14 protein-coding genes are annotated in these 14,155 nt (G+C 69.0%); 6 read left to right on the forward strand and 8 right to left on the reverse strand.

Annotated features, from left to right (window positions below; translation table 11 throughout):
- Window positions 1-3 precede the first annotated feature (3 nt).
- The 6 genes from AC6CHX_RS18680 to AC6CHX_RS18705 all read right to left on the reverse strand — a co-directional run bounded on the left by AC6CHX_RS18680 (window position 4) and on the right by AC6CHX_RS18705 (window position 5,436).
- Window positions 4-636, reverse strand: coding sequence for a PadR family transcriptional regulator (locus AC6CHX_RS18680; protein ID WP_498274099.1), 633 nt, complete (start codon window positions 634-636; stop codon window positions 4-6).
- Window positions 637-705: 69 nt separating this feature from the next.
- Window positions 706-1,638 carry an ROK family protein gene (locus AC6CHX_RS18685; RefSeq protein ID WP_498274101.1) on the reverse strand — a complete coding sequence of 311 codons (933 nt, stop codon included), beginning with the start codon at window positions 1,636-1,638 and terminating at the stop codon, window positions 706-708.
- Window positions 1,635-2,318 (reverse strand): N-acetylmannosamine-6-phosphate 2-epimerase, encoded by a 684-nt coding sequence (locus tag AC6CHX_RS18690; RefSeq protein WP_498274103.1) that lies wholly within the window; start codon window positions 2,316-2,318, stop codon window positions 1,635-1,637. Before AC6CHX_RS18690 ends, AC6CHX_RS18685 begins: the two co-directional genes overlap by 4 nt.
- Window positions 2,315-3,178 carry a carbohydrate ABC transporter permease gene (locus AC6CHX_RS18695; protein WP_498274105.1) on the reverse strand — a complete coding sequence of 288 codons (864 nt, stop codon included), beginning with the start codon at window positions 3,176-3,178 and terminating at the stop codon, window positions 2,315-2,317. The genes AC6CHX_RS18690 and AC6CHX_RS18695 overlap by 4 nt, the downstream gene beginning before the upstream one ends.
- Window positions 3,165-4,136, reverse strand: a complete 972-nt coding sequence (locus AC6CHX_RS18700) for a carbohydrate ABC transporter permease (protein WP_498274107.1) — start codon at window positions 4,134-4,136, stop codon at window positions 3,165-3,167. The genes AC6CHX_RS18695 and AC6CHX_RS18700 overlap by 14 nt, the downstream gene beginning before the upstream one ends.
- A 10-nt stretch (window positions 4,137-4,146) precedes the next feature.
- On the reverse strand, window positions 4,147-5,436 hold the full coding sequence (locus AC6CHX_RS18705; RefSeq protein ID WP_498274109.1) for an ABC transporter substrate-binding protein: 1,290 nt from the start codon (window positions 5,434-5,436) through the stop codon (window positions 4,147-4,149).
- Window positions 5,437-5,573: 137 nt separating this feature from the next.
- Here AC6CHX_RS18705 and AC6CHX_RS18710 point away from each other — a divergent pair, with 137 nt between their 5' ends.
- The gene (locus tag AC6CHX_RS18710; RefSeq protein WP_498274111.1) at window positions 5,574-6,290 is read left to right on the forward strand and encodes a GntR family transcriptional regulator; all 717 of its coding nucleotides are present in this window, start codon (window positions 5,574-5,576) and stop codon (window positions 6,288-6,290) included.
- 69 nt (window positions 6,291-6,359) lie between these two features.
- The gene (locus AC6CHX_RS18715) at window positions 6,360-7,862 is read left to right on the forward strand and encodes a DUF4127 family protein (protein WP_498274113.1); all 1,503 of its coding nucleotides are present in this window, start codon (window positions 6,360-6,362) and stop codon (window positions 7,860-7,862) included.
- Between the two features lie 9 nt (window positions 7,863-7,871).
- On the opposite strand, the gene map is transcribed toward AC6CHX_RS18715, so the two are convergent.
- On the reverse strand, window positions 7,872-8,654 hold the full coding sequence (map, locus tag AC6CHX_RS18720) for a type I methionyl aminopeptidase (RefSeq protein ID WP_498274115.1): 783 nt from the start codon (window positions 8,652-8,654) through the stop codon (window positions 7,872-7,874).
- Window positions 8,655-8,722: 68 nt separating this feature from the next.
- On the opposite strand from map, the gene AC6CHX_RS18725 reads away from it, so the two are divergent.
- From AC6CHX_RS18725 to AC6CHX_RS18740, 4 genes are all read left to right on the forward strand, one after another.
- Entirely contained in the window at window positions 8,723-9,001 is a 279-nt protein-coding gene (locus tag AC6CHX_RS18725) for a helix-turn-helix domain-containing protein (protein WP_498274135.1), read from the forward strand.
- 189 nt (window positions 9,002-9,190) lie between these two features.
- The gene (locus tag AC6CHX_RS18730; protein WP_498274117.1) at window positions 9,191-10,828 is read left to right on the forward strand and encodes a glycosyltransferase family 2 protein; all 1,638 of its coding nucleotides are present in this window, start codon (window positions 9,191-9,193) and stop codon (window positions 10,826-10,828) included.
- Between the two features lie 86 nt (window positions 10,829-10,914).
- The gene (locus tag AC6CHX_RS18735; RefSeq protein ID WP_498274119.1) at window positions 10,915-11,403 is read left to right on the forward strand and encodes a DUF2975 domain-containing protein; all 489 of its coding nucleotides are present in this window, start codon (window positions 10,915-10,917) and stop codon (window positions 11,401-11,403) included.
- Window positions 11,403-11,630 carry a helix-turn-helix domain-containing protein gene (locus AC6CHX_RS18740; RefSeq protein ID WP_498274121.1) on the forward strand — a complete coding sequence of 76 codons (228 nt, stop codon included), beginning with the start codon at window positions 11,403-11,405 and terminating at the stop codon, window positions 11,628-11,630. The genes AC6CHX_RS18735 and AC6CHX_RS18740 overlap by 1 nt, the downstream gene beginning before the upstream one ends.
- 64 nt (window positions 11,631-11,694) lie before the next feature.
- Here the strand turns inward: AC6CHX_RS18740 and AC6CHX_RS18745 are convergent, their stop codons facing one another.
- Complete coding sequence (locus AC6CHX_RS18745) at window positions 11,695-13,911, reverse strand: chitobiase/beta-hexosaminidase C-terminal domain-containing protein (RefSeq protein WP_498274123.1); 2,217 nt, start codon at window positions 13,909-13,911, stop codon at window positions 11,695-11,697.
- Between the last annotated feature and the right edge of the window lie 244 nt (window positions 13,912-14,155).

Below are 14,155 nucleotides of genomic sequence, written 5' to 3' on the forward strand. Positions count from 1 at the left end.
CGGTCAGTCCTGCGCGAGGATCGAGTACAGCCTACGGCGGGCCTCGTCGAGGATCTCGATGGTCTGCTGCACCTGCTCGGGCGAACCGCTGCGACCGACCTGGGCGGCGGCGGCGGCGAGGTCGACGCCCGCCTTGGGCAGTGCGCTGAAGCGGGCATTGTCGCGGTTGCCGTCCTTGCCCGACGATTCCCAGGGAGCCGGGGTCTCGGAGCTCTCGTCGGCGACCGCACGGCCGGCCTCGGTGAGCGAGTAGGTCTTGCGGCCGTTCTGCTCGTCGGCCTCGATGAGTCCTTCATCGGCGAGCAGCTGCAGCGTCGGGTATACGGAGCCGGCGCTGGGCTTCCAGGTGCCGCCGCTGCGCTCGGCGATCTCGTTGATGATCTGGTAGCCGTGCATCGGCTTCTCGGCGAGCAGCGAGAGCACGGCGGTGCGCACATCGCCGCGGGCCATGCGCGAGCCGCCGGACGGGCGGGGCTCGAAAGACTTGCGGAGCTGGTCCATCGCCTCGATGATCGCGGATGCCGGACCGCCGGGTCCCGTGCTGAAGCCAGCGCCGCCGAAGAGGCCGCCGGGGCCGCCGTTGTTCCCGGAGCCGCTGTTGCCGCCGAACGGGTTGGAGGGGAATGCGTTGTTCATGATGACCTCCTGCTGGGGTTGAACGATACTCAACGATATGTCGTTCAGGCTGAAGGTGGGGTGTGAGTTTCAGGACGGAAGCACGTCCTCCGCTCGCGCGGCGCCGATGAGCGCAGCTCCCGTGAGGGCGGCGTCGATCCCGAGCTGCGCCGGGATCACGCGAGCCGCCGCGGGTCCGGGCATGGCGGCCGCCCGATAGGCTCGCGCCACCTCGAACAGATAGCTCTCGCCGATCTCGGCGACCCCGCCGCCGACGACGATCACCTCGACATCGAGCGCCGCGTTCGCACTCGCGAGGGCGCGGCCCAGGTAGCGGGCGCCGTCGCGGATCACCCGTTCCGCCCGCGCGTCCCCGCCCAGCGCCGCCGCGTGCACCTCGCGCAGGGGGAGGCGCTCCCCCGTCTCCTCGAAGAAGGTCTGCTCCAGACCGGGACCGGAGGCGACGGCCTCCACGTGGCCGAACCCACCACAGGGGCAACGCCGCTCGGCGAGGTTCGGGGGCAGCGAGATCTCCATGTGCCCGACCGAGCCCGCGGTTCCCGTAAACCCGCGGCGCAGACCGTCCGGCAGCACGACCGCGCCGCCGATGCCGGTGCCGACGGCCACCATCAGCATCGCCTGCGCGCCCGCTCCGGCTCCCCGCTCGGCCTCGGCGACCGCGGCCGCGTGCACGTCGTTGACCACCGAGACCGGGGCGCCGACCGCATCCGCGAGGGCACTCCGCAGGGGGAATCCGACCCATCCGGCGATCGCATCCGTGGCAGAGGTGATCGTGCCGTCGGGCCCGACCACACCCGCGGTGCCGACTCCGACCGCCTCCACAGGGTCGCCACCGCACACCTCGACCACGGCATCCACCACCGCCCGCACGATGACGGGACCACCCGCTTGAGACGGTGTGGCGATCGTGCGCACCTCGGTCGCCCGGACGAGCCGGTCGGCGTCGCGCTCGAAGCCGGCGACCGCGATCTTCGTGCCGCCGATGTCGACGCCCACGATCATGCCGGGCTCCGTACCGCCGGGGTCACCGCGACGAACCGCCGCGTGATCGCGATCGGGTCGGTGATCGCCCCGCCGACCACCACGGCGAGCGCTCCGGCATCGAAGGCCTGACGCACCTGCTCTGGCGTTTGATACCGCCCCTCGGCGATGGTCGGGATGCCGGCGGCGACGAGATCCGCGACCAGCTGCAGATCCGGCCCCTCACGGCGCACCGAATGCGGCGTGTATCCCGAGAGGGTCGTTCCGACCACGGCCGCTCCGGCCTCCCGGGCGCGCAGCCCCTCGTCGAGGGTGGAGACGTCGGCCATCACCGGACGCCCGGTCGCCTCCGCGATCTCGCGCAGCAGATCGAACCTCTCACCCAGCTGCTCCACCGTGGCATCCACCGCGATGATGTCCGCCCCCGCACCCGCGAGCCCGAGCGCCAGCACGACGTCGGGGGTGATCACGTTGCGCACGCCGTTGAAGACCTTGTGCAGTCCGATGATGGGCGCGCTCGTCGACGGACGCATGCGCCGGATGTCCTCGGGACCGTTGAGGCGCAGACCGCTCGCCCCGCCGACGAGCGCCGATTCGGCGAGCGCGGCGATCACCTCCGTGTCGCGCACGGGGCTCCCCGATTGCGCCTGCACCGAGGCGATCAGGCGGCCGGCGATGAGTTCGAGGGGGTCGTGGGTCATTTGAGAGCTCCTGCGCTGGCGCCGCCGATGAAGAACTTCTGACCGATGAGGAAAATCACCACGGCCGGAAGGGTGAACATGACGCAGGCGGCCATCAGCGGCCCCCAGGCCACGTCGTTCTCCCCGAAGAAGGCGTACAGACCGATCGAAAGCGTATAGGTGGACTCGTCGTTCAGATAGATGAGCGGGTTGAGGAAGTCGGTCCACGCCCACACGAACTGGAAGATCGCCGCCGTCACGATGGCGGGTCGCGCCAGCGGCAGCACGATCGTCGCGTAGGTGCGGAACTCGGAGGCTCCGTCCAGGCGGGCGGCCTCGATCAGCTCGTCCGGCACCGCGAGCAGGAACTGCCGGATCATGAAGATGAAGAACGGCGTCCCGAGGAACGCGGGCACGATCAGCGGCAGATAGGTGTTGGTCGCCTCAAGCCCGTTCCACACCAGGAACAGGGGGATGAGGGTGACCTGCGGCGGGAGCATCATGGTAGCCAGCACCAGGATGAGCAGCGGCCGGGATCCGCGCCAGCGCACCTTGGCCAGCGCGTAGGCCACGAGCGGGCAGGAGATGACCGTGCCGAGGATGCTCATGCCCGACACGAACAGGGTGTTCCCGAGGTAGCGCCACACCGGGATCTGCTCGAACGCCTCGGCGAAGTTGTCCATCGTCCAGTCGGTCGGCAACAGCGACGGGGGCGAGGAGAACACGTCGCCCGGCGTCTTGAACGCGGTCGACAGCATCACCAGCAGCGGGAAGAGGAACAGCAGCGCGAGCAGCGCGACCGACACCTGCTGCCGGACTCTGCGCATCGTCCGTCGCACCCGCCGAGGGCGCTTGCGGTCGGCGACGTCAGCGTGTGCCATCGTGCACCCACTTCCTCGAGGTCGCGAGCACGATCAGGCTCACGACCAGCGTGATGATGAACAGGGTCCAGGCCATCGCCGACGCGTAGCCCATCTTCAGGAACACGAACGCGTTCTGATACAGGTACATCGCGTACGACAGCATCGACTGCCCCGGCCCGGAGCCGGCCTGATTCAGCCGTTCCTGGGAGAGGATGTACGGCTGCGTGAAGATCTGCAGGAAGCCGATGATGCTCACGATCACCTGGAACAGGGTGACCGGCGAGACGGTCGGCCAGGTGACGCTGGTGAAGCGGCGCCACATGCCCGCACCATCCAGTTCGGCGGCCTCGTAGAGCTCCTTCGGGAGTTCCTGAAGGGCGGCGAGGTAGATGATCATGGTGCCGCCGACGGTCCACAGCGACATCAGGATGATGGCGGGCTTGGTCCATTCGGGTTCCTGCAACCAGGCCGGACCCTCGATGCCGAACCAGGACAGGAAGTAGTTCACGAAGCCGTACTGGGCGTTGAGCAGCCAGCGCCACAGGTAGCCACCGACGACGACGGGCACGATCGAGGGCAGGTAGACGAGCGCGCGGTAGAGCGGCTGGCCCCGCACCGGGGTGTTCAGCAGGTGCGCACCCGCCAGGGCGATGCCGATCGCGAGCGGAACCCCGAAGACCGTGAGGACGGCGGTGTTCGCGAGCGACTTCCAGAAGACGCCGTCGTTGAACATCTGCACGTAGTTCGCCAGCCCCACCCACTCCGGGGACTGGAACAGGTTGAAGTCGGTGAAGCTGTAATACGCCGACGCCGCGATCGGGTAGGCGAAGAGGAACAGGAAGCCGACGATGAACGGCGACGCGAACGCGAGACCGATCAGGGTCGACCGACGGGTGCGACGCCGCCGCGGAGCGCGCCCGCCGGGCCCGACAGGAGCGTTCTCCTGCCGGACCCGGCGCGCTGTTGCAGTGGTCACGGAGCCTCGATCACTTCGTGGAGTAGTTGGCCATGCGCTCCTCGACCGTCGCGATCGCCTCTTCGGGGGTCGCCGTGAGACGGACGACCTCATCGAAGGCGGTGGCGAGGTCGGTGGCGTACTCGGCGCTGTACGGAAGGCTGGCGAGCGACTTCGCGTTCGGGGAGGATGCCGCTTCGGCCCACACGCCGAAGTCCTGGAGGCTGTCGAAGGCGGCGCTGCCAGCGAGCGACGTGCGTCCCGGCAGGTTGCCGAGCGCGACGGCGAACTTCTCCATCGGTTCCTCGCTGACGAGGTAGGCGAGGAAGGTCGCTGCCTCCTCCTTGTGCTTCGAGTTCGCCGGGATGAAGAGCGTGCTGGCGGTCACCTGCGTGCTGTTCTCGAGCTCCGGCGAGGCGGCCGGGATGGCGGTGACGCCCCACTCGAAGTCCGGGGCGATCTTGGCCGCGGAGGCCGAACGCCATTCGCCGTCGATGATCATCGCGACCTTGCCGCTGAAGAACGGGTCCTGCGCCGAGAGGTACTCGCCCTGGCCGGAGACGAAGGTCGCCATGGCCTCGGCGCCGACCGGCTCGATCACGTTGTCCTGGTACCACTGCAGGGCCTCGAGGTTGCCGTCTTCGGCCGGGGTCGGACCGTCTTCGCCGTCCCAGCTGCCGCCGAACGCGTAGCCGAGGGTGGTCAGGGTCGTGCTGTCGTTGGCCGAGCCGAGGCCGAGCTGCGTGATCTTGCCGGATCCGTCGACCACGGTGAGCTTCTCGATCGCGGCGGCGAGCTCGTCCATGGTGGTCGGCGGGGTCACGCCCGCCTCCTTCAGCAGCTGCGTGTTGTAGAGCAGCTGGAAGCTGTGGGTCGCGATCGGCAGCGAGTAGATCTTGCCGTCGTACGTCATCTGCTCCATGGCGCTGGGGATGAAGTCGTCGACCTCGATGCCCTCGGCTGCGATCGCGTCGTCCAGAGGGGCGAGGATGCCCTTCGAGGCCCAGGCGCCGACCGTGTTGCCGAAGTTGTCGGAGATGTCGAACGATCCGTTCGATGACGACATCGAGGTCAGCTGCTTCTGAGTGTCGGGGCTGGAGACGCCCTTGACGACGATCTCGTCCTGGCTGCCGTTGAAGTCGGCGATGATCTCTTCGAGCGCCTTGGCCTCTTCACCGCCCCAGAGGTACGAGAACGTGATCTCGGTCAGGCCGTCGGCGTCGCCGCCTCCCGCACCGCATCCGGTGAGGGCTGCGACCGTGGCTGTGGTCAGGGCACCGGCGATCAGGGCGCGCCGGCGCATGTGCTGCTTCGTGTGCATGGGAGTTCTCCGCTCATCATTGACCTTGCAAAAGGATTGGAATAGACCAATTCGGAACCGCTGAGAACAGACATTGACACATCCGCGGGTGATCGTCAAGATTGGGTTAGTCCAAATGGGCAGACCGGAGGGGTGGCATGTCGTCGATCGAAGGCGTGACGAAGCACGAGCGGGTGCGGCGGCATCTGGAAGAAGTCATCCAGCAGGGGCTCGCCCCCCACGAGAAGCTGCCGACCGAGCGCGACCTCGCCGAGTCGCTCGAGGTGAACCGCCAGACCGTGCGGCGGGCCCTCGACGAGCTGGAGCGCGACGGGCTGGTCTACCGGCTGCAGGGCGCCGGCACGTTCGTGAGCGCCTCCCGCATCAGCAAGACCTTCGAGCTCACCTCGTTCTCGGAAGACATGCACACGCGCAACATGCGCCCCGGCTCCCTGTCGGTCGATGTCGGCACGGCATCCGCAGGACAGGCCGCCGGGTATGCGCTGAACCTCAGCCCGCAGTCGCCCGTGGTCCGCATCCGCCGCGTGCGCACGGCCGACGACATCCCGATCTGCCTCGAGGTCTGCTCGATCTCCGCCGATGCGGTGCCGGGCCTGGAAGACGGCATCGTCGGCGACTCGCTCTACGAGGATCTGCGCTCGCGCTTCGGCATCTCGGCCGTCCGCGCCGACCAGGAGATCCACGCGGTCGTGCTCGACGAGGAGCAGGCGGCGGCACTGCAGACGCCCCCGTTCTCGCCCGCGTTCCTCGTCAAGCGCACCACCTACGACGCCCGCAGCCGTCCGATCGAGTACGCCGAGTCGGTGTACCGCGGCGACCGCTACTCGTACCTGGTCTCCATCTCGCGCCCCTGAACCCCCGTTCCCGGATCGCCACCCGACCCCCTCGAACCCCCGACTCCTCCCGACGAAAGGCACTCCCCCGTGTCCGAAACGACTCTGCGCCCGCGCATCGCTCTGCTCCCGCTCGACGACCGCCCGGTGAACGTGCGGCTTCCCGGCGACGTCGCCGCGGTGGCGGGAGTGATCCTCGACGTCCCGCCGGCCGACATCCTGCCCTCGTACCGCGTCGCCGGAGACGCGACCGCCCTCGGCGCCTGGCTGCTCGACCGCGTCGCCGACCCGGCCACGGTGCATGTGGTGGTGTCGGTCGACATGCTGCTCTACGGCGGGCTGATCGCCAGCCGTACGAGCGCCGACACGACGCGCGAGGTGCTGGAGCGGCTCGACGTGCTGCGCGAGGTGCGCCGCCGCCGGCCGGAGCTGCCGATCTCGGCCGTCTCGCTCGTGACGCGGGCGAGCAATTCGTACTCGGCCGCCGAGGAGCCGGAGTACTGGCGGGAGCACGGCAAGGAGATCCACGCGCTCGGCGGCGACGCGCACCGGCTGCTCGACGAGCCCGACGTACTGCCGCTGTCGGAGCTGACACCGGTGCCGGCCGAGATCGTGTCCGACTACTCGGCGCGGCGGCTGCGCAATCACATCGTGAACCTGTCGACGCTCGCGCTCGTCGAGGATGCGACGCTCGACTTCCTGGCGATCACCGCCGATGACACCGCGCCGTTCGCCGCGGGCAGCGCCGAGCAGGTGTGGCTGCGGCACTGGATGCGGATGCTGCCTTCGGGCCGTGACGTGCTCATGTACCCGGGCGCCGACGAGGTGGGGGCGGCGCTGGTCGCCCGAGCCCTCGCCGCGAATGCCGGAGTGACCGCCTCGTTCTCGGTCGCCTGTGCGGATGCCGAGGGCATGACGCGCATCCCGCCGTACGAGAACATGTCGCTCGCAGCCTCCGCGAGCCGACAGATCCGGGCGGCCGGTGCCGTCGAGGTCGTCGAGGGCGGCGACGTGACTCTGGTGCTGCATGCCCCCGATCCCGACCGGCACGACATGTTCCGCGGGCGTCCGGATCAGGTGGATGCCGATGCCGTGGCCGGCACGGTCGCGCTGATCCGGGAACGGCTGGACGCGGGGCAGCACGTGGCCCTCGCCGACGTGCGCTACCCCAACGGCGCCGACGAGGCACTCGTGCGGGCACTCGCCGAGGCGGGGCTGCTCGGGCGGCTCGAGGCGTTCGGCGGTTGGAACACGGCCGGCAACACGCTCGGCAGCGTGGTCGCGGTCGCGGCGGCCGGAGTGGTCGGCCGGGCGACGAGCACGTTCGATGCCCGCGCCGCCCGCATCGCCCTGCTCACGCGACTGCTCGACGACTTCGCGTACCAGGCGGTCGTGCGCACCGACTCCGGCCCCGCCCTCTTCCCGGATGTCTACCCGATGGCCGACGACGCCCGGGTCGCGACGGCGGAACGGGTCATCCGTGAGGAGTTGACGGCGCTGCTGGAGTCGACACTCCCCGCGGAGGACGTGCGCATCCAGGAGCTGACCCTGCCGTGGCGGCGATCGTTCGAGATCGGGCTCGTGCTGAGTTAGCCGAGCGCCTCAGGCGGCGCGATCCGTCGGCAGCGTCAGGATCTCGGCACCCTCCGCGGTGATCGCGATCGTGTGCTCGGTGTGCGCGGTGCGGCATCCGGTCGCGCTCCGCAGGGTCCAGCCGTCCTCGTCGGTGCGCAGGACGTCGGTGTCGGCCATGACACAGGGTTCGAGCGCGAGCAGGAGTCCCGGGCGCAGTGCGTAACCGCGGCCGGGGCGCCCGTCGTTCGCGATGTGCGGGTCCTGGTGCATGGTCGAGCCGATGCCGTGGCCGCCGAACTCGAGGTTGATGGGGTAGCCGGCATCGTGCAGCACCGTGCCGATCGCGTGCGACAGGTCGCCGGTGCGGGCACCGGGTCGTGCGGCGGCGATGCCGGCGGCGAGTGCTCGCTCTGTCGCCTCGATCATCGCGACGTCTTCTGCCGCCGGGGTGCCTCCGACCACGAAGCTGATGGCCGCATCGGCGGAGATGCCACGCAGGGTGACGGCCAGGTCGAGCGTGAGCAGGTCTCCCGCCTGGAGCGCGTAGTCGTGGGGCATGCCGTGCAGCACGGCGTCGTTCACGGCGGTGCATACGTAGTGGCCGAACGGGCCACGGCCGAACGAGGGGGCATAGTCGACGTAGCAGGATTCGGCGCCGGCATCCTCGATCAGCTGCTTCGCCCTGCGGTCGAGGTCGAGCAGATTCACGCCGACCACGGCGCGGGTCTTCAGCGCTTGCAGGATGTCGCCGACGAGCGCGCCGGCCTCCCTCGCCCGCACGAGCTCGTCGGCGTTCAGGATCTCGATCATGGGCTCACTCCCGTCGATGCCAATAACTATCCCGGTAATACTATCCCGGTATTAGTATGGGCATCATGATGGTCCGGATGCCGCTCACCCCCGCCGAGCTCGAACGGGGCGAGCGCCTGGGCGCCCTGCTGCGTCGAGCCCGCGGCGAGCGGTCGATGCTGAGCGTCGCACTCGACGCCGGCGTCTCCCCCGAGACCCTGCGCAAGATCGAGTCCGGACGCGTGGCCACCCCCGCCTTCTCGACGATCGCGGCGATCGCCGGCGTCCTCGAGATCTCGCTGGATGCGGTCTGGGCCGAGGTCGGGACGCGCACGGACGACGCCTCGGCTCGCCGCATCGCCTCCTGAGTCGGACGGCTTTCCGCGCCGAGCCCCTGCCGACCACCGCCCGGTTCTGCATACCCGTCGGCGAAGCGCAAGCCTGGTGACCCGCACAGGAAGCCATGTTTAGCTCGGAGGATTGTCGACTTGGGGGAGTGAGACGTCTTGTCACAGAGTATTCAGCCGGAGAGCAGCAGTCGCGGGAACAGCATTCGCGTGAGCGTCGTGGTGCCGGTGTTCCGGCCGGGGCCATCGTTCGATGACCTCATCGCGTCGCTCGATCGGCAGACGCTCGGCCCCGGCGCGTTCGAGGTACTGCTGTGCGACGACGGCTCGGGCGAGCCGACCGGCGAGCGCCTGGCCGCCATCGCCCGCACACGTCCGAACGTGCGGGTGCTCTCACTGGAGCACTCCGGGTGGCCCGGCATGCCCCGCAACCACGGCATCGACGCGGCGCGGGGGAAGTACGTGCAGTTCGTCGACCAGGACGACTACCTGTTCGACGGCGCGCTCGAGAAGCTGTGCGACTACGCGGACGCGAACGCGTCCGACGTCATCGTCGGCAAGGAGGTGGGGATCGGCCGCCCGCTGCCGAGCCGGATCTTCCGCCACGACATCCCTCGGGCGACGCTGGGCACCGATCCGCTGCTCGAGATGCTCACACCGCACAAGATGTTCCGCACGGCGTTCCTGCGCGCGAACGGCATCCGCTTCCCGGAGGGGCGTGTCCGGCTGGAGGATCACATGTTCGTGATGCAGGCGTACTTCGCCGCGTCGACGATCTCGATCCTCGCGAGCGAGCCCTGCTACGCCTGGGTGAAGCAGCCGGGCAGCGCGAGCTCCGCGCGGATCGAGCCGGAGACGTACTTCCCGCACCTGGAGACCGTGCTCGACATCGTCGAGGCGCACACCGAGCCGGGGCGCCTGCGCGACCGGCTGCTGCGGCACTGGTTCCGCGGCAAGATCCTCAAGCGCATCGCGGGGCGGCGCATGGTCAACTACCCCGACCAGTATCGCGACCGCCTGCTGGATGTCGTGGCCCCCCTGACGCAGCGGCGGTTCGGGCCGGGCGTGGATGCCGGTCTCGGGGTCGCGAACCGGATCCGCGCGGCGCTGCTGCGGGCCGATCGTCGTGACGACCTGGTGCGTCTGGCCGAGTTCGAGACGGGCCTGGAGTGCCGCGCGACCGTGACAGCCGCGCACTGGTCGCGGGGCGGCGGGCTGCACCTCACGCTTCGCATCGACATCACCCACGACGGGAAGGATGCGCTGGTGTTCGAGACATCCCGCTCGGATGCGCCCACTCCCGGTGCGCGGAACGTCGGCGGGAGCGCCATCGATGCGAGCACCGCCGGCGCGGGCGCTCCCGCGGCGACGTCCCCCGGCACCAAGAAGATCACGCGGCTGACCTCGCTGCCCCTGTCGTCCATCGAGGGTCTCCCCGCGAATCTTCTGGTCGTGGATCGCGAGCTTCGCAACGATCGTGTGGATCTGGTCCTCCGCGACAGCACCGGCACGGAGCGCGTCCTCTCCGGCCGCCGTCCCCGCGACCTCTCCGCCGTCGCCGTCTCGATCGATCCGGTGCGCGCGTTCGAGCGCACGGACGAGTCCCGAGGCGGCACTCTCAGCGTCAAGGTCCGCCGGGCGGGGTGGACGTTCGACGTTCCCCTCGAGGCCGATCCCACGGTGCTCGATCGCGTCGGCCGCTCGCCGATCCTGGCGGGGCGCAGCTGCACGGTCGCGGTGGGCGAGGGCGGCACGGTGGAGCTGCACCGCGAGTGGCCGGGCGGCGGATTCAAGGATGCTGCGGGGCGGGCGGTTCGGCGCATCCGTCGCGCCGTGCGGCGGCACTGACCGCTCCCACGCCACGACCTCTGTTCAGCTTGCTCCATCGAACGAATAACGATAGATTCCTGTTGTTCTTCGATGAAGGAGTGGGCATGGGGAAGACGACGATCGTCGTTCTGCGCATCGTGATCGCGGTGGCGCTGCTGGGTTCGGTGGCGGTGCAGGCGCTCATCGTGCCGCTGCTGTGGCTCGACCTCGCCGCCGAGGAGCTGTGGGGCCGGATCGTGCTGGTGTCGCTCGTGGTGCTGGGCGTCGGCACGCTGCAGGTGTTCGGGGTGTGCGTGTGGATGCTGCTGACGAGGGTGCGTCGCGGGTCGATCTTCTCGGAGTCCTCGTTCCGCTACGTCGACGTGATCATCGGCGCGATCCTCGTGGCCGCTGCGCTCACATGGATCCTGGCTGCACTGCTCGCGCCGGGGGCGACGGCGCCGGGGGTCGTGGCGCTGATCGGCGGCGCCGGGGTCGTGCTCGCCGGGATGGCACTGCTCGTGGTCGTCATGAAGGCGTTGCTGCGGCAGGCGATCGACCGCGAGGCCGAGGCGCGAGCGCTGCGCTCCGAGCTCGACAACGAGGTGATCTGATGCCGGTGGTGGTCGACATCGACGTGATGATGGCGCGACGGAAGATGAGCGTCGGCGAGCTGGCCGAGCGGATCGGGATCACGCCGACCAACCTCGCCGTTCTGAAGAACGGTCGCGCGAAGGCGGTGCGCTTCACGACGCTGGACGCTCTGTGCGCGGTACTGGAGTGCCAGCCGGGGGATCTGCTGCGCTGGGAGCCCGACGAGGTTGATGCCGGACGAGGTTGATGCCGACAGGACCGGTTGACGCGCGAAGCCCCGCGGTCCGCCCGCGGGGCTTCGCGTCGATCGATCAGCGCAGCACGAACTCGACCGTCGTGACGTTGCCGGCGACATCGTGGACGAGGAGGGTGTTTTCGCCCTTGACCCCTCCGAACGTTCCCGGCTTCACGAAGTTGAGGTCGGACCAGACGTTGTTCGAGAGGTCCTTCCCGACGCCGTTGAGCTCGAGCCGGTCGATCTTGCCGGCATCGTGGAGCTTGAAGCTGACCTTGTCGTAGCCCGTCGCATCGCCGACGGTGAACGAGTCGCCGGTCTTGACGGTCACGGTGGGGGCCGTGGCGTCGACGGTGAGATCGAACGTCGAGGTCTTCGAGATGTTGCCCGCGGCATCCTGCGCGTTGTACTTGATCGTGTACGCCCCGTCGGGGAGCGTCACGGTCGCGACGTGCGAGCCGGTGATGCCGGTGGCCTTGGACTGCGTGCTCTTGACGAGCGTGCCTCCCTGGTAGATGTTCGCGACGATGCGGGCGAGTCCCACCTCGTCGGTCGCGTCGACGCGGATGTCGACGGCCTTCGACGGACCGGCCGTGACCGGGCTGACGAGCGTCACCTGCGGGCGGGTGGTGTCGGGCACCTGACCGGCGACGAACGAGACCGCGGTCTTCTCGGAGCGGTTGCCGTACATGTCGACGGCGGTGACCTCGGCTATGTAGCTCGTCCCCTTGGTGAGGGTGATGAGCGGGGCGTCGGCCTGGCGTCCGTTGCGGATCGCGAGCGGGATCTCGAGGATGCTCGGGCGCGGCGCGATCTGGAAGTCGGCGAGCACCTTCGCGCCGGCGCGGATCGGCAGCGCCTCGATGCCGGTGGCGGCGTCGCGGACCCGCACGTCGTAGCCGTAGACGGATTCGTCGTCGGTCGCCGCGGGTACCCGGAGGATGTCGGCGCCGGATGCGGTCACGGCGTGCTCGGGCGCACCCTGCTGGACCGGTGCGACGTTGTCACGCGCGGCCGAGGTGTAGTCGAAGTTGGCGCGCACCTCCTCGGCCGTCGTGCCGTCGAGGCGGACCGTCCAGGTCGGACCTGCGAGCGTGCCGGCGCTGGCGAAGGGGTAACCGGCCTGGTACGCACCCCAGGCGCCGTTCGTGTAGGTGCGATCCTCGTCGGCGGCGAAGTTGATGCGGTCGATCTCGGTGCGGTCGGCGTAGACCTCGACATACAGGGCCTGCGCCGTCGGGATCGTGAATTCGTCCCAGAGCGCGTTGCCGTAGATCTGGTACGCGTCGTGCGGGGTCTCGGTGTACGACATGGATCCGTCGTTCACGGCCGTGAAGCCGCCCTGCCAGATGGAGCGCTCGTCGTTCAGGTGCAGGTGCGAGTGACCCGAGAAGTAGACCGCCTGCGGGTATCCGGAGAGGTCGGCGGCGAGGGTGGCATTCGACGCCTGGGCTCCGTCGTAGACCGTGTTGGCGGTCGGGCGGTGGCCGACGACGAAGACCGGCATGTTGAGGGCATCCGGCTCGGCGGAGAGCGCGGCGAGGCGACCCTGGAGCCAGGTGCGCTGTGCGCCCGAGTAGCGCTCGGTGTCGATCACGAGGAACGTCTGGCCGTCGATCGTCTTCTCGCAGTAGCCGCCGGTCGCGTTGGGGAACCAGTCGCCGTAGTACTTCGCCATGTCGGCGTTGCCCACGTCGTGGTTGCCGTGCGACATCAGGATCGGGGTGTCGTCGAGTCCGAGGCGGTCGATGTTCTCGTCGAAGATCGTCTTCACGACCTGGTGGTCGGGCGCGGTGTTGTTGTTGTTGTCGTTGATCTGGTCGCCGTTGGAGATGATCAGGTCGGGGTCGGGGTTGATCGACGCGAGGGTGTCGAAGTGGCTCTTCCAGATGCCCCGGTTCTTCTCGGTGAGCGCCGACGTGTGCACGTCGCTCATCACGAAGAACGAGGTGAGCGGCTTCTCATCGGTCTTGATGATGTAGCCCTCGATCTCGGCGGGCGAGGTTGCGCCGCCCTTGATCGAGACCGCGGCGAGGTTCGTCGTCTCGTCGATGACCAGTGGCTTCTTGTAGAGCGGGCTCTTCGCGGTCGGCGTCGATCCGTCGAGCGTGTACCTGATCTGCGCGCCCTGCGGCGCGGTGAGCGTGACGGTCGTCGACTCGGCGAATCGGCCGCCGTCCTGGCTGAATGTCGGTGCCGCGAGCTCCTCGGTGGCGTTCGCCGCCGTGAGGGGGAATGCGACGGCGGCGGCCACGGCCGCGAGCGCGCACACACCTGCGATCTGTCTCTTCACTTCATCCTCTTCCACGTGTGTATCTACGACGCACCGCACCGGCGCTGAGACGACGCTAGGGAGCCGTTCCAGCCGGGGAGCGGCGAAAGCAGGAACGTTAGGTAAACAACTTTGCGGTCGGTGCTCGGAACGAGGGATAAAGAAGTGAATACAAGATCACGGTGCTGTTCCGCCGTTCCCCACCGACGGACACGTCACGCGGCGGCCACTGCCGGTGCCGGTGCCCCGTCCGCGCAGGCGTGTC

It is taken from the genome of Microbacterium sp. GQ128 (genome assembly GCF_059758615.1).

Bases quoted from the DNA above. Each gene is read 5' to 3' on its own strand.
- AC6CHX_RS18680 (WP_498274099.1), bottom strand. From the start codon at position 636: ATGAACAACGCATTCCCCTCCAACCCGTTCGGCGGCAACAGCGGCTCC.
- AC6CHX_RS18685 (WP_498274101.1), bottom strand. From the start codon at position 1,638: ATGATCGTGGGCGTCGACATCGGCGGCACGAAGATCGCGGTCGCCGGC.
- AC6CHX_RS18690 (WP_498274103.1), bottom strand. From the start codon at position 2,318: ATGACCCACGACCCCCTCGAACTCATCGCCGGCCGCCTGATCGCCTCG.
- AC6CHX_RS18695 (WP_498274105.1), bottom strand. From the start codon at position 3,178: ATGGCACACGCTGACGTCGCCGACCGCAAGCGCCCTCGGCGGGTGCGA.
- AC6CHX_RS18705 (WP_498274109.1), bottom strand. From the start codon at position 5,436: ATGCACACGAAGCAGCACATGCGCCGGCGCGCCCTGATCGCCGGTGCC.
- AC6CHX_RS18710 (WP_498274111.1), top strand. From the start codon at position 5,574: ATGTCGTCGATCGAAGGCGTGACGAAGCACGAGCGGGTGCGGCGGCAT.
- map (WP_498274115.1), bottom strand. From the start codon at position 8,654: ATGATCGAGATCCTGAACGCCGACGAGCTCGTGCGGGCGAGGGAGGCC.
- AC6CHX_RS18725 (WP_498274135.1), top strand. From the start codon at position 8,723: ATGGTCCGGATGCCGCTCACCCCCGCCGAGCTCGAACGGGGCGAGCGC.
- AC6CHX_RS18735 (WP_498274119.1), top strand. From the start codon at position 10,915: ATGGGGAAGACGACGATCGTCGTTCTGCGCATCGTGATCGCGGTGGCG.
- AC6CHX_RS18740 (WP_498274121.1), top strand. From the start codon at position 11,403: ATGCCGGTGGTGGTCGACATCGACGTGATGATGGCGCGACGGAAGATG.